Genomic DNA, 15,446 nt, shown 5'->3' on the forward strand with positions numbered 1-15,446 from the left:
CAAATTAAATTTTGTTTTACACAGTAACGGAGGGGGCAGAAAGAACCTGAAGAAGCGAAGCGTTCCCCTTTATCCCCGGATTTTCTCTTTAGAAAAGAGAATCAAAAAAAATCTGGGGATAACAGGGATCAGAAGGTTGTTCTGACCACGTAGTGGTCTTGTGTAAAGTCTGAATTTGATTTGCTTATCAGGAGGAAATGTTGTGAAAAAGGGTCTTACTTTTACATCCATACTATTGCTGGTGTCTGCCATTGCGCTGTTCGCCGGATGCGCTCAGAACACAAAAGAGAAAGAGAGCGCCCAAACGGAGCCTGCGAATAGCCAAGTACAAACAGAACTTATCTATGCTTCTGCCAAAGATATTAATGATATGAACCCACATCTGTATACAGGCTCCATGCCTGCGCAAGGGATGGTATACGAGTCTCTTGTGGAAAACACGCCTGACGGAATCAAGCCATTGCTGGCGGAATCATGGGATATTTCCGAGGATGGCAAGACGTATACCTTTCACCTGCGACAAGATGTGAAATTCCATGATGGGGAGCCGTTCAACGCAGAGGCAGTTAAACAAAATATCGAGGCAGTACAGGCGAATGCCGAAAAACATGCTTGGATCAAGCTGTCTACCAAAATCACAAGTGTAAAGGTTATCGATGAGCATACGGTGGAGCTGGAGCTGTCGGAAGCTTATTATCCGGCGTTAGTAGAACTGTCCATGACAAGACCTTACGTCTTCATATCACCCAAGGATTTCAAGGATGGCGGAACCAAAGACGGAGTGAGTGGTTTCCACGGGACAGGACCTTACAAGCTTACAGCTCATAAAGTTGAAGAGAATGCCACGTTTGAAGCCAATGAAGACTATTGGGGTGGTGCACCTGCAATCAAGAAGATCACATCCAAGGTTCTTCCGGCTGGAGAAACAACATTCCTGGCATTGCAAAAAGGAGAGATCAACTTTGTGTTCACCGATGACCGGGGAGCAGATAGTATCGATGTCGAAGCCATGGACCAATTGGCTGAATCCGGTGATTATCAAGTGGTTCGAAGTGAAGCGATGAACACCAATATGATCGTAGCCAATAGCAGTCGCGAGAATAGTCCGGTTCAGGAAACGGCAGTGCGGGAAGCGCTATGGGTGGGCATTGATCGGGAAACGATCAGTAAAGATATTTTCAACGGAACACAGACTGTAGCGGACACGCTATTTTCAGCCAATGTCAATTACGCCAAAGTGGACCTTAAAAAACGGGAGTATGATCCGGAAATGGCTAAAAATCTTCTGGAGCAAGCTGGCTGGACATTGGCAGATGGTAAAGTGGTGAGAACGAAGAACGGTCAGCCTTTGGCCATGAAACTATACTATGACAGCAACTCGTCTTCACAGAAAATACAGGCTGAATTGATCCAGTTTTCCATGAAAGAATTGGGTGTTCAGCTTGAAATATTGGGCGAAGAGTCCACTTCCATTGCGAATCGGAGAGCTACCGGGGAATATGATCTGCTCTTTAATCAAACCTGGGGACTGGCCTATGATCCACAGAGTACCATTGCTGCATTTACGTCAGATTCGGCATACAGGCATACGACAAGCGGAATTGCCGAAGCAGATGAACTGTATAAGAAAATCGATGCGGTCATGGTTTCCACGGATGAGACATCACGCCAATCCCTATATGCCGACATTATGAAGATTGTCCATGATGAAGCAGTCTTCATCCCGATTACCAACGGACGTGTCACCGTAGTCGCTCCTGAGAATCTCGATGGAATCTCATTCAAGCAGACTCAATATGAACTACCTTTTGAAAAAATGAATTTTAAATAGAGCGGAGATGGATATGGGAAGTTATATCTTCAAAAGGATTATGTTAGCGATCCCTTTACTGATTATCATTTCATTTATAACGTTTGTCCTGATTAATCTATCTCCCTTGGACCCGGCGGTTGTTGTGTTACAGGCACAGGAAGTTCCACAGATCACAGAGGAATTAATTGCCCAGACCAACAAGGCATTGGGATTCGATCAGCCGTTCATGATCCAGTATGCGAACTGGATCATGGCTGTTGTGCAGTTGGATTTCGGCAACTCTTATGTATCGGGTGAACCCGTGTGGTCTTTGATGGGGCCGGCTTTTATGAACACATTGAAGTTAACACTTGTCTCATCGGTATTCATTATTGCGCTGTCCATCCTACTGGGTGTGATCTGTGCCATGAGAGAAGGCAAGTTGCTGGATCGATCGGTCAGAGGCGTATCATTTTTCCTTACCGCCATGCCATCCTACTGGCTTGCAGCCATGATGATCTGGTATTTTTCCGTCAAGCTGGACCTGTTACCTACCAGTGGCATGGACTCGTATCGAAGCTACATTCTACCGGTGATTGTAATCACGGTGAGTTATACGGGCATTTACTTCCGAACGGTTCGAAGTTCCATGCTGAGCAATATGAATGAGGACTATGTGTTATATGCACGGGCAAGTGGCCTGAGCGAGAAGAAAGTCACCCTGCATATTCTAAGAAATTCATTACAGGTGGCCGTGTCCATCTTTTGTATGGCGATCCCGATCGTGTTGGGCAGTACGGTAGTCATTGAAAATGTATTTGCCTGGCCGGGGCTCGGTAGGCTCAGCGTGAAATCCATTTTAAGCAGGGATTTTCCGATTATTCAGGCGTATGTTCTGATGTTGGCTGTCACCTTTGTGTTGTTTAACACGTTATCCGACATCATTAATGCGGCGATGAATCCCCGGTTGAGAAAGGAATTCTGATGCGAATACTGAAAAATCTGAGCAAAGACAAGCTTGCGATGACCTCTTTGGTAGTGATTATGTTCACGCTTATGGCGGGCATATTGGCTCCGCTTATTGCGCCGCATGATCCTGGACAAGTGAACATGAAGCTTCGATATGCCTCCTCGTCCTGGGAGTATCTATTAGGCAATGATCATCTGGGCAGATGTGTATTATCCCGGCTTATCTATGGCATCCGTCCAAGTGTGTTATGGGTTCTGGTTGCGCTCAGTCTATCTGTTCTGATCGGGGCCATTGTTGGATTCATCGCAGGTTACTTAAAGGGGAAAGTGGATGCATGGATCATGAGAGTCTGTGATATCATGCTGTCTTTTCCCGGATACGTGATGACACTGGCGGTGGTTGGCATTTTGGGTGCAGGACTGGAGAATATACTGATTGCCTTTGTGTGGATGAAATGGGCCTGGTTTGCCCGTGTTATTCGCACATCTGTGATGCAATTCTCTGATATGGATTATGTAAAATTCGCCAAAGCCTCCGGAATACCCAATCTGAGAATTATAACCAAACATATTGTTCCGGTTACCTTTGCCGATATTGCCGTCATTGCGAGTGGTTCCATGTGTTCAATGATGTTGCAGATCTCCGGCCTTTCCTTTCTGGGGCTTGGCATTCAGGCTCCGCATGCGGAGTGGGGTATGATGCTCAATGAGGCGAGGGAAGTCATGTTCTCCAGACCTGAATTGATGTTGGCACCGGGCCTGGCCATTGTGGTTGTGGTGTCTGCTTTTAATTTTCTATCGGATGCCCTTCAGGTGGCTCTGGACCCCAAATTGATGACCTCTCAAGGCAAGTCTGACAAGTCTTACGAAAGTGAGGTGAGAAAGACTACTTATGAATATAGTGGAGGTTGAACATTTGAAAGTCTGGGACACCAATACAGGCAAAGTGATCATTCATGACAGTTCATTCGAAGTTAAGCAGGGAAGCTGCATGGCCATCGTAGGGGAAAGTGGTAGTGGGAAGTCCGTTACGTGCAGGGCTATCATGCGACTGAACAAGCCATGGATTCGTCAATCAGGCAGGCTGTTATTTCAGGGCGAAGACCTGAACCAGCTTTCGGAACCGGAGATGCGGCGTAAGCGGGGCAAGCATCTATGTATGATTTTGCAAAATGGCATGAGTGCATTTGATCCTTCCTGTGTCATTGGTGTTCATATTCGGGAGACGCTTCAGCAGCATTTTGGCTGGAATACCCGCGAGAGTGAACGGAAAATCATCAATGCCATGGAAAGCGTCATGCTCAGACATCCGCGCGAGATTCTGAATCAATATCCACATCAGCTGTCCGGTGGGATGCTGCAACGAATCATGATTGCTCTGGCATTGGTGCTTGAGCCTGATCTGATTATTGCGGATGAGCCAACAACGGCGCTGGATACGATCTCTCAATATGAAGTGGTGGAGCAATTGATTCAATTACGCGAACGCATGGGTTGTTCCATGATGTTCATCTCCCATGACCTCGGCGTCGTTCAGAAGATTGCAGATGACGTGATGGTCATGAAAGACGGCAAGATCGTAGAGCATGGCAGCATGCATTCTGTTTTGACAGAGCCGAAGCATGCCTACACGCAGTATCTGGTCTCTACCCGACTGGAGCTAAGCAATCATTTTAAGGCGTTGATGCAGGGGGACTCATAGATGCTAAAGGTGGAAGGTATCGAAAAATCATATAACCAAGGCGGACTGTTCTCCAAGCACAAACAACAAGTTTTGAAACAGGTTACCTTTGAATGCCAGCAGGGCGAGTGTCTCGGTATCATCGGTGAAAGCGGAAGCGGTAAATCTACGTTGGGCCGTCTGATTCTGGGCATTGAACGCCCGGATCGTGGAACGATCTCGCTGCATGGTAAAAACGTACAGGATCGGCGTGTACGAATGGGCAATCTCAGCGCTGTTTTTCAAAATTATACGTCCTCCATCAATCCGTTTCTTACGGTTGAAGCTGCCATTAAGGAACCGATGCAAGCACAGCAAAAGCTTCGAAAGTATCAGGGCAACTCTGAGAAGGTAGATCTGTTGCTGAACCAAGTTGGACTGGACCCTTCCTATAGATCCAAATATCCGCATGAACTATCCGGCGGGGAGGCTCAGAGAGTGTGCATTGCCAGGGCCATCTCGACAGCCCCAAAACTTATTGTGTTCGATGAAGCGATCAGTTCACTGGACGTGTCTGTTCAGATTCAGGTACTGCAATTGTTGAAAGAGCTTAAGGAAATCTACAAGCTGAGCTATGTCTTTATCACACATGATATACAAGCGGCAGCTTATATCTGTGACGGGGTGATCATTTTCAGAGAGGGGCAGGTTGTAGAGATCGTTCCTATTGAGCAGCTAAAGGATGTTCAGTCAGACTATGCGAAGAAATTATTGAAGCATTTAATTACATTTTAGGGGGAACACCCATTGTGAGTGGAGCGATGTCTTGGCCTTTTCTGCGCTTGTACATACTGGTTCTTCTATATTTCAGTGCCAATGCCATTCTTAACGTGATCATCCCATTGCAAGGGGAGTCTTTGGGTGCGAGCGGTACAACGATTGGACTGATCATGGGCGCTTATATGTTCACAACGATGTTTTTCAGACCCTGGGCAGGTCGGATTATTCAAAAGCACGGTCCGATCAAAATATTGCGTTTGATTCTGATCATCAATGGATTTGCGCTGATTTTATATACCTTTACGGGACTCGGAGGTTATTTGGTTGCTCGTATTTTGCAGGGGGTATCGACAGCGTTCTTTTCTATGGCTTTGCAGATTGGCATTATTGATGCACTTCCGGAGAAAGATCGGTCACAGGGGATTTCGTATTATTCGCTATTCAGTTATATACCGGGGATCGTGGGGCCAGTTATCGCATTAGGAATCTGGCAGACGGGTGGCATGGATTATTTTACAGTGGTTCTGATCGGCATTGCCGTCTGTACGGGTGTCTTCGGATATACCGCCAAAATGGAACCAAACAAGGAGAAACCTGCTGAGAATCTTTCGGAGCAGAACGTGAGCATGTGGGAATCCTTTGGTCAGTTGGTGAAGAATCCACATTTATTTCGTTGCAGTGTGTTAATGCTCGCCGCTTCGGTTGTATTTGGCGCGATTACCACCTTTATTCCGCTGTATGCGAGTCAAGTACCAGACGGGAATGCGGGTGTATATCTGATGCTTCAGGCAGGAACAGTGGTGTTGGCTCGAATTATGCTCCGAAAAAGGATTCCGTCCGATGGCAGTTGGCATTCTCCTTTCATCATGGGTACGATGTGTCTGCTCGCCGTAGCTGCGCAATGTGTCAGTTTTGCCGTGACAGGCGGGGTGGTCTTTTTCTATGCGGGCGCTGTATTCATGGGAATCGGTCAGGCGATCCTGTATCCGACACTCACGACCTATTTATCTTTTGTCTTGCCTAAGCTGAACCGGAACGTCCTGATTGGGTTATTTATCGCGATGGCGGATCTGGGGATTTCTCTGGGTGGTGTGATTATGGGACCCGTCGCTGACTTCTCTTCCTATTCATTTATGTACATGATGTGTGCTATCCTAGGAGCGGTAATGATCGTTTTTGCCTATGAACGGCGGAGATCCGTTACAGGTACATCTGTGAGTTGACTGCCAGAAGAGAAAGTGGTGACGAACGTTTGAAGTCTTCAATGACGGCAACATCCAATGGAAAATTAAATCCGGTATCCTTTTCGTTTATCCGGTTTTATATGCTGGCCTTTTTATTTTTTGCGGCAAATTCAGCTTTGACAATTATTCTGCCTTTGCGAAGCGAAGCCGCCGGATTGAACCAGGCTGAGATTGGTCTGATGATGGGGGCATATATGTTCACCTGTATGCTCTTGAGACCTTTTGCAGCACAGCTGCTGGGTAAGCATGGGCCACTTCGAGTGATGCAATGGCTATTGCTTTTGCATGCGGGCACGTTACTGCTGTTTGTTGTTTTTGGTGTGGAGACGTATCTATGGTTGCGAGCCCTGCAAGGGGTGGCTACGGCCTTTTTCTCCATGACGATGCAGGCAGGCATTGTGGAAAAGCTGGAGGACAAAGACCGGGCACAAGGGCTGTCCATGTACACCCTGTTTACAATGGTTCCTTCTCTGGTCATTCCGATCCTTGCCATACAAATCTGGGAAAATGCCAGTGATCTGGCGTTTACGCTGCTGATGATCGGACTGGCGGCGCTGCCACTTCTGATTGGATATAATGTGGATCTGCCGCGGAGTACCGTGCAGAACAAATCGTACACCTTGGGCGATATGTTTCGTTCATTCGGCGGTATCTGGCGCAGTACGCCACTGCTGATTAGCAGTGTGGTGATGTTGTTTGCGTCCTGCGTTTTTGGGGCAACAGCGACCTTTCTTCCCCTGTATATGGTATCCACCGGACTGGCGAGTGCAGGCGTATTTCTGACGATTCAGGGATTAGTTGTAATCCTGTGCAGGTTTATTTTGCGCAAAAAAATTCCGTCCGATGGTAGCTGGAATACCTGGCTGATGGCAGGGTTAATGCTATGTGCTGCACTGGGAACCCAGTTGCTCAGTCTAATGGAGACCATCGGGCCGCTAGTGTATTTATCCGCGGTGTTTAGCGGTTTTGCCCTGGCACTGTTGTACCCGACATTAACCACATATCTGTCTTTTGTGTTGCCTGCGGATTCCAGATATGTATTCATGGGGATCTTCATGTCCTCGTATGACCTCGGATTCTCTCTGGGTGGACTGGCGATGGGGCTCATTGTGCAAGTGAGTTCGTATTCGACCATGTTTATGATCTGCACCTTGCTGTCTGTTGCAGCGATGGTACTGGTGTTGGTGTTCAGGCAACGGATGGAAGCGGGCAATAAGGCCAGATCTGGGGTGACTATATAAATTGAACTAAAGAACATTTACAGAGGAGGTTTATGACTCACTTCTTGCCAAAACGTATCCTCAGGATGCGAAAGTGCAAGGGTCGGCCATCAGCCTTTTTTTGTTTTTTTTGCAGGTTGAAATCAAAAATAGTTTGACAACGACCGTGCAACAGGATTATAGTCATTGTTGTTAATCGTAATAATTACTATTAAAGTCTAAATTACACAGACTGCAAATATAAGGAGTAGATTTCTATGACACAAAAGCAAGTTCCGGTAACCGTACTAAGTGGTTACCTCGGTTCAGGGAAAACGACGGTTTTGAATCATGTGTTAAACAACAGACAGGGGCTCAAAGTTGCGGTGATCGTTAACGACATGAGTGAGGTTAATATTGATGCTGCGCTTGTTAAGGGGGAGGCAACCTTGTCTCGAACGGAAGAGAAGTTGGTGGAGCTGTCCAACGGCTGTATCTGCTGCACCTTGCGGGATGATCTGATGCAGGAGATTGAGAAGCTGGTGAACGAAGGCAAGTATGATTATATTTTGATCGAATCCACCGGCATCAGTGAACCTGTTCCAGTTGCACAGACCTTTACATACGCCGATGAAGAGTCGGGTATTGACCTGACTAGTCTGGCCCGATTGGATTGTTTGGTAACGGTAGTAGATGCCAATCGATTCTGGCATGATTTTGGATCAGGACAGAGTCTTCTGGATCGTAATCAGGCGACCGGAGATGAGGACACCCGTGACGTTGTAGACTTGTTGATTGATCAGATCGAAACCTGTGATGTGCTGCTGCTGAACAAATGTGATCTGGTCGATGACACCGAGCTGAACAAGCTCGAAAGTATCATCCGCAAGTTACAGCCTAACGCCAAGATTATTCGTACCGAGAATGGACAGGTGAATCCGTCTGAGATTCTGAATACAGGCCGCTTTGATTTTGAGAAAGTGAGCATGTCCGCTGGATGGATTCAGGAACTGGAGAAGGAGTCGCATACACCGGAAACCGAGGAATATGGCATTGGTTCCTTTGTATATCGCCGCAGAAAGCCATTCCATCCTTCCCGTCTGGCTGAGTTCATGAGTTACTGGCCGGAGGAAGTGGTACGTGCCAAGGGCTTAGTATGGCTCGCGGCTGAAGGGGATGTTGCTGCAAGCCTCAGTCAGGCAGGGCCATCCATTCAGTTCGGTCCTACGGGACATTGGGTCGCGGCGTTGCCGGAAGCGGACAAGGAAGAAATTTTACGTAACGAGCCGGATGTTCTGGAGAAATGGGATGCCCAGTGGGGAGATCGTCAGACGGAGCTTGTCATGATTGGGATCGAAATGGAACGTGCAAGCATTGAAGATGAGCTGGACCAGTGCCTGCTCAGTGATGAAGAAATGCTGGGAGACTGGGGCCATTTCGACAATCCACTGCCATGGCCTGTGGAAGCCGTGTAACTCGGAGGTTGATGTTCTAAACATAAATTTAATGGATAAAGGAGCTGTATTTCATGGCTAAAAAATCAAAAGTGGTACGTGAGAAGCAACGTCAGGCGATCGTGGCAAAATATGCGGACCTGCGCCGGGAACTGAAGGAGAAAGGGGATTACGAGGCATTGCAGAAATTGCCGCGTAATGCATCTCCGACCAGACTAAAGAATCGTTGTGAAGTGACAGGTCGCCCGCGGGGTTATCTACGCAAGTTCAAGGTATCTCGGATTAAGTTCAGAGAACTGGCTCATCAAGGACAGATTCCTGGTGTAACAAAATCCAGCTGGTAAAATGATCAAGGGATGTAGCTGACCACCTTTGCATGGAGGCAGGTTGTTGTGTGCTTGGAGCTGCATGTGGTGCGTAGAACAGAGGTGGTATTTTGCTGAAAGGATGTACATACTTCATGCTGGACTTGTTTACGTTACGAAGAATTCAGTCCGTAATGAACGGATATATTCACGAGAAGGTACCCACGCCACTACTTACGATGGTGAAGTTGACATATGAGATGAATGATAATGAATTGATCTTGACCGAAGAAAGACCCGCCGAGGAACGGTATCAATGGGATAAGCTGCATATTGCCCGATTTTACTGGGAAGAAAATCAGTGGAAAGTGTATGCCAGAGATGAACAGAGCAGCTGGAATCCGGTAGATGTTATTACACCTTGTTCTGATTTTGAGAATGTGCTCGAGCAGGTGGAACGGGATGAGGCGGGACTGTTCTGGCGTACGTGAGCGAGATCGGTTAAGAGTATATTTCATTCGTGAAAATTAATGTTAACTCAGACAAATATGGCGTATATGCAACCGAGTTCGAAGCTAGCGAAACAGTGGCTAGCATCGGGCTTTTTTTGTGTCAAAGAATCATTGAAGCAAAGAGGGGGGGAGATCTTTTGGACTGCCTTCCTTAATGTGCAAAAGAATAAATAAAATCTGTTTTGCAATAAAAATTTATTGTAAAACGATAAATATCATGATAAATTCATATCACTTAAAACAAGTGAGGTGCTTTTTGTGAAGCGAGGTACAACCATCTTTTTAAAATTGGCTGTGTTGCTTATTGGTGTTCCCATTCTTGCCTTATGTATATTCGGCATACCCTGGTTAGCAAACAATCCGGTGAATCCGAATTATGCAGGTGCACTATACCCCATAGTGATTATTATGTATGTGTCCGTTATTCCGTTTATTGTTGCACTGTACCAGGCATTCCGTCTGCTGAGCTACATCGACAAAAATGAAGCGTTCTCTCTAATGTCAGTGAAATCCTTAAAAACAATAAAATATTGTGCTATTGTAATCAGTAGTCTCTATTTTGTGATGTTGCCATTTGTTTATGTTGTCGCAGAGAAAGATGATGCCCCAGGCCTCATTCTTATGGGGATGGTTCCTGTTTTTGCTTCATTGGTCATCGCAGTATTTTCCGCTGTGCTCCAAAGATTGTTACAGGAAGCGATTGATATCAAATCAGAAAATGACCTAGTGGTCTGAGGTGAATATATGGCCATTATAATCAATATTGATGTGATGTTGGCAAAGCGGAAAATGACGGTTACCGAGCTTGCAGAGAGAGTTGAGATCACAATCGCCAATATTTCCATATTAAAAACAGGAAAAGCAAAAGCGATCCGTTTATCCACTCTGGATGCGATCTGTAAAGCACTGGATTGTCAGCCTGGAGATATATTGGAATATAAGGCTGATGAGGACGAAGATACAAATGAACTTATATAAAAAATGAACGAAAAAGACTCTGCATGTTATATGCAGAGTCTTTTTTACATCAGCTTGTTCAAGGAATACGTCCCGTGCCCTATAACGAATGATTGTGCATCATACGGAATTGCATAGGTGTTACGTTTTCCTGGGTTTTAAAACAGCGGATGAAGTAGCTTGATTGAGAGAACCCCGTTTCCAGCGTAATTTGTTTAATGGAAAGGTTGGTTGTTGCGAGCAGCTGTTTCGCATGTAATAACCTGGATTCCAAGAGGAATTCCGGGAAGGAGATGCCAAACGTCTGACTGAACTTGCGGCTAAAGTATGTTGTACTGTATCCGGCAATTCCGGCAGCGTGATCAAGTGTGATGTGCTCATTACTATGAGAGCGAATATAATTCCCTGCTTCACGAATTCGCTCTGAAGTGTGATTTAAAGAAACATTGATTTGACTCGCTGCGGATTGCAATCGGGTCAGAAGTTCATATAATGTTGCTGCCACACTGTGCTCGTCCTCCACCTGATAGCCTCTGCCTAGCTCCAGCAATCGATCCATGAGCGCGGTAACCACCGGAAAGTTGGAACATTGAAACAGCCAGGGCTCGTCAACGCCTTTTCCATTTAACAGTTCTTCGAGACGAATGCCGTAAAAGTGAATCCAACGAATACTCCACGGATCATCCAAATCTGAGTAGTACGTTTGTCTGAGACCGGGACCATAGAGGAATCCCTGCCCACCTGTTAACTCGTAACAAGCGGTTCCTGTGTCCAGAAATCCTTTACCTTCAAGTACAAGGTGCAGATTATAGCATTGATCCAAGTTGATTTCGGTAGTGCCATATTCTCGATGTACAAGGTGCTTCGGAAAATCACTGTACCCTCCAATAAAATCGGGAAAACATACATGTCTGGGGAAAACCGGCTTGGGGAGAAAGATGTGTTCTTTCACGTGCATCCTCCATTTAAACGCAATATTTTTATGTAGTGAACTGAAATAGACTCAGCCTACTGTTATTTGGATCTTGGACAATGACAATATTTTATTATAAGTCGCATAATCTTGTCATTTATTATATGTGAAGGTTCCAATAGAATGGAGGCAATATGGCAGGTTAAGGGGGCAATTAAAGGTGGCAAAATCAATCCAATTGGATGAATTAAAAATGGGGGTCTGTTATTACCCTGAGCACTGGTCGGAAGCGTTGTGGGAGGACGATTTCCGTAGAATGAAAGAGATGAATATCACAGTTATTCGGATGGCTGAATTTGCATGGTCCATCTTTGAACCGGAAGAAGACCAGTTCGATTTTAGTTTTTTCCAGAAGGCACTGGATCTGGCGCATCAATACGGTTTAAGTGTTATTTTGGGAACACCTACTGCAACTCCACCAGCGTGGTTAACATCCAAATATCCTGAAGTATTAAACGCAAATAAGGACGGGGTGTTGTATCAACACGGCATGCGGCGTCATACCAACTACAGCAGCCCAATCTTCAGACAGCAATGTGAAAAAATCGTGCGCAATATGGTGATTGCCTATAAAGATCATCCGGCTCTTATTGGATGGCAGATCGATAATGAATTCAATTGTCATATGGATGTTTTTTATGCTGAGGCAGATCATGTCGCCTTCCGTGAATGGCTCAAGAATCGTTATGAATCGTTGGAGAATCTGAACCAGGCATGGGGGACTGTTTTTTGGAGTCAGACCTATACTGACTGGGAGCAAGTTCACCTTACCCGAAATATGGTCAGTTCATCGCCCAATCCTCACCTGGCACTAGATGAAAAGAGATTCATCTCCGCCAATACCATTTCATTTGCCAAGCTTCAGGTGGACATCATTCGGGAACTGGACCCGGAACATTGGATCACAACAAACGGTACGTTTGGACACTTGGATAATCATGAAATGACAGAGGAGCTATTGGATTTCTTCTCCTATGATTCGTATCCGCAGTTTGCCACGATCTTCCCAGGGACAGACGATAACTCATTACAAGATCGGGCCTGGAGCATGAAACTGTCGAACGTACGTAACATGTCACCGAACTTCTGCGTCATGGAACAACAGTCTGGGCCAGGAGGCTGGGTCGACAGTATAGGCATGGGTACGCCAAGACCGGGACAGATCCGATTATGGTCGTATCAATCTGTTCTTCACGGAACAGATCTACTCGTCTACTTCCGCTGGCGGACGGCAACATTTGGCACGGAGATGTACTGGCATGGCATCAATGATTACCATAATCAACCCAACAGAAGAGTACGCGAGGTTGCACAAGTAGGGAAAGAGTTTGCCAAGATCGGGCGTGTTATTGCGGGCACTACATATCAAGCCGATGTTGCGATCCTACAGGATTACGATAACATCTGGGATGGAGAGTTGGATGAGTGGCACGGCCCGCTTCAGCAACAGAGTGTACGCTCCTGGTATAAACAGCTCCAGTATCGTCATATTCCGACGGACATGGTTACACTGCAACCAACGACAACACTGGAAGAGTTATCCGATTATAAGGTGATCATCTATGCTCACCCGGCCATCATGACAGACGAGACAGCAGAACTTCTGCAAGCCTATGTCAGTCAAGGAGGCACTCTGTTTTTCGGTGCGCGCACTGGATATAAGGATCTCAGGGGGCATTGTTATATGAGACCGTTCCCTGGGGCTGTCGCTGAGTTGTGTGGTGTAACCGTAGAGGACTTTACCTTAATCAAAGGAACCGTTCCCGCAGCCGAGCTGCAATGGAATGGGACGAGTGAGCGGCTTCAGGAGGGAACGCCAACGGCCGGGTTTAACGAAGTTCTTCATGTGGAGCATCCCGACGTACAAGTCGTAGCCGAGTATACATCCGAATACTATGCAGGTAGCCCTGTTTTGACCAAACGTGAGGTAGGTCAGGGGCAGGTATGGTATTATGGGGCAGCTTACAACGAGCCGGTGGTAGATGCTCTACTAGATGAAATAGGGCTATCTTCACCTGTGAATGACCTGATAGAGGTACCGTCCGAAGTTGAGCTTGGTATCCGTTCCGGTAAGGATAAAGCTTATGTATTTTTACTCAACTACTCGGATCAACAAGTACCCATGAAGCTTAAGAAGCAAGCAAAAGAGTTACTGTCAGGTACAACACTTCAGAATGAGATCAACATGCCCGCGTATGGTGTATTCATCCTGGAGATCGATTTGCCACATTAAAAAATTCAATCATCCATATCATGCATTATTTATAGAATGAAACACCAAAAGCGCCTTGCAGCCATTGCAAGGTGCTTTGTATATACATGATGTAATTGTGATGCGCAACATCCATTAAGCATGGGTGTTTTTGGCTATATCTCGTATAACTATGCTTCGTACAAAATTTCACCTGTTCGCGATACATCATATCCCTCGAATGATTGCAGTTCCTGCCTGAACTCCGGCGATTGGAGAATCCGCAGGACCAATTCGGTCCAGGCTTCATTACCTTGCTTCCTCAGCATGACCAGATCATAGCGCTCCTGAGTGAGCGGGACAAAATCAACCTGACCCACAAGTCGTGCAGCTTTTTCAATGCCAACTCCGACATCAGCTTCACCTGAACTGACTTTGGCAGCCACGCCCATATGACTGGTTTCCTCGGTTTCATATCCGATCAGACCTGCGGCAGGAATTCCATGCAGCCGAAGTTGCTCATCCAGCAATACTCTCGCGCCAGAACCTTTTTCCCGATTAGCTAGTCTCAGTTCAGGCTTGCTCAGATCGGTCCAATTCTGTAAGTTCTGCGGATTACCACGCTGTACATATAGTCCGGCAGGACGTGACAGCAGGTTTACCACAACATAGGACCGCCCCGTCAGAATTTTGCGAATATACGGCAGATTATACTCACCGGTATCTCCGTCGAGCAGATGGGTGCTGACCAGATCGGACTCACCGCGATACATCGAGATAAGCCCATCCAAACTACCCATGAACGAACGTAGCGGACGAATGTCCCGAGTTTGTTTTTCCATATGGCGCATTAGAATATCCAGACTGACATCCTGACCTGTTATGACCAGATGCCGTGGTACAGCAGTCATTGCATGAGCAGAACTCGCTGGAGTAATCGCATGCGTAGACCCAACGGGTGTAGTCCATTGTAAGGAAGTTCCCTGAAAATCACCCTGACCTGGCTGGGTCCCTGATGCCGAGGTCTGATGAGGAGTCGGGATACGCTGCGCTGAGGACTGAAGTTGTTTGGAGCGACGTTTATATGCCTCCAGATCGGTTGCATCAATTCGCATTTGTTTACCCACACGGTATGCGACGAGGTCTCCTTTTTTGATTAGGTCATAGACCGTCAGTTTCGATATTTTGAGCAGCTTGGATATTTCTTCGGTTGTGTAGGATTGCTCCTCCGTCATAAGTGAAGATCCTCCTTCAAAGGTATAGAGCAATTATGGTTTTGTTATGAATGTTTCTTGTACTATATCATTAATTGAGGGATGCCATAAACCTGAGAACACGCAATAAACGCATAGGACAGATAACAAAAATCAAATGTGATCTTAATCACCTTCCCATTTTTTTTGTCTTGTG

At 46.3% G+C, this 15,446-nt stretch carries 15 protein-coding genes; 13 read left to right on the forward strand and 2 right to left on the reverse strand.

The features are described 5' to 3' along the window. Window positions 1–202: 202 nt before the first annotated feature. The 12 genes from cntA (at window position 203) to C170_RS01010 (ending at window position 10,893) form a co-directional block, all read left to right on the forward strand. Window positions 203–1,831, forward strand: a complete 1,629-nt coding sequence (gene cntA / locus C170_RS00955; RefSeq protein WP_155985003.1) for a staphylopine-dependent metal ABC transporter substrate-binding lipoprotein — start codon at window positions 203–205, stop codon at window positions 1,829–1,831. A 13-nt stretch (window positions 1,832–1,844) separates the two neighbouring features. After that, window positions 1,845–2,777, forward strand: coding sequence for a nickel/cobalt ABC transporter permease (gene opp1B / locus C170_RS00960; RefSeq protein WP_036605824.1), 933 nt, complete (start codon window positions 1,845–1,847; stop codon window positions 2,775–2,777). Beyond that, window positions 2,777–3,673, forward strand: coding sequence for a staphylopine uptake ABC transporter permease subunit CntC (gene cntC, locus C170_RS00965; RefSeq protein ID WP_036605825.1), 897 nt, complete (start codon window positions 2,777–2,779; stop codon window positions 3,671–3,673). The genes opp1B and cntC overlap by 1 nt, the downstream gene beginning before the upstream one ends. Beyond that, window positions 3,654–4,463, forward strand: a complete 810-nt coding sequence (gene cntD / locus C170_RS00970) for a staphylopine uptake ABC transporter ATP-binding protein CntD (protein WP_036605826.1) — start codon at window positions 3,654–3,656, stop codon at window positions 4,461–4,463. The genes cntC and cntD overlap by 20 nt, the downstream gene beginning before the upstream one ends. Beyond that, entirely contained in the window at window positions 4,464–5,216 is a 753-nt protein-coding gene (locus C170_RS00975) for an ABC transporter ATP-binding protein (protein WP_036605827.1), read from the forward strand. It begins immediately after the preceding gene. A 14-nt stretch (window positions 5,217–5,230) separates the two neighbouring features. Then, on the forward strand, window positions 5,231–6,424 hold the full coding sequence (gene cntE, locus C170_RS00980) for a staphylopine family metallophore export MFS transporter CntE (protein WP_036605828.1): 1,194 nt from the start codon (window positions 5,231–5,233) through the stop codon (window positions 6,422–6,424). A gap of 29 nt (window positions 6,425–6,453) precedes the next feature. After that, the gene (cntE, locus tag C170_RS00985; protein WP_327196606.1) at window positions 6,454–7,686 is read left to right on the forward strand and encodes a staphylopine family metallophore export MFS transporter CntE; all 1,233 of its coding nucleotides are present in this window, start codon (window positions 6,454–6,456) and stop codon (window positions 7,684–7,686) included. 236 nt (window positions 7,687–7,922) lie between these two features. Continuing rightward, the gene (locus tag C170_RS00990; RefSeq protein ID WP_036605830.1) at window positions 7,923–9,119 is read left to right on the forward strand and encodes a GTP-binding protein; all 1,197 of its coding nucleotides are present in this window, start codon (window positions 7,923–7,925) and stop codon (window positions 9,117–9,119) included. A gap of 53 nt (window positions 9,120–9,172) precedes the next feature. Then, window positions 9,173–9,442 carry a 30S ribosomal protein S14 gene (gene rpsN, locus C170_RS00995; protein WP_036605831.1) on the forward strand — a complete coding sequence of 90 codons (270 nt, stop codon included), beginning with the start codon at window positions 9,173–9,175 and terminating at the stop codon, window positions 9,440–9,442. Between the two features lie 116 nt (window positions 9,443–9,558). Continuing rightward, on the forward strand, window positions 9,559–9,894 hold the full coding sequence (locus tag C170_RS01000) for a DUF3024 domain-containing protein (protein ID WP_051446918.1): 336 nt from the start codon (window positions 9,559–9,561) through the stop codon (window positions 9,892–9,894). A 279-nt stretch (window positions 9,895–10,173) separates the two neighbouring features. Beyond that, window positions 10,174–10,650, forward strand: a complete 477-nt coding sequence (locus C170_RS01005; RefSeq protein ID WP_036605833.1) for a DUF2975 domain-containing protein — start codon at window positions 10,174–10,176, stop codon at window positions 10,648–10,650. A 9-nt stretch (window positions 10,651–10,659) separates the two neighbouring features. Beyond that, entirely contained in the window at window positions 10,660–10,893 is a 234-nt protein-coding gene (locus tag C170_RS01010; RefSeq protein ID WP_036605834.1) for a helix-turn-helix domain-containing protein, read from the forward strand. Between the two features lie 79 nt (window positions 10,894–10,972). On the opposite strand, the gene C170_RS01015 is transcribed toward C170_RS01010, so the two are convergent. After that, on the reverse strand, window positions 10,973–11,824 hold the full coding sequence (locus C170_RS01015; protein ID WP_051446919.1) for a helix-turn-helix transcriptional regulator: 852 nt from the start codon (window positions 11,822–11,824) through the stop codon (window positions 10,973–10,975). 181 nt (window positions 11,825–12,005) lie between these two features. Here C170_RS01015 and C170_RS01020 point away from each other — a divergent pair, with 181 nt between their 5' ends. Further along, window positions 12,006–14,078, forward strand: coding sequence for a beta-galactosidase (locus C170_RS01020; RefSeq protein ID WP_036605836.1), 2,073 nt, complete (start codon window positions 12,006–12,008; stop codon window positions 14,076–14,078). 149 nt (window positions 14,079–14,227) lie between these two features. Here the strand turns inward: C170_RS01020 and C170_RS01025 are convergent, their stop codons facing one another. Continuing rightward, a complete protein-coding gene (locus C170_RS01025) occupies window positions 14,228–15,271 on the reverse strand; it encodes a substrate-binding domain-containing protein (protein ID WP_036605837.1) in 1,044 nt (347 codons plus the stop codon). Window positions 15,272–15,446 lie beyond the last annotated feature (175 nt).

This window comes from Paenibacillus sp. FSL H7-689, from assembly GCF_000517905.1.
Classification (GTDB): Bacteria; Bacillota; Bacilli; order Paenibacillales; family Paenibacillaceae; genus Paenibacillus; species Paenibacillus amylolyticus.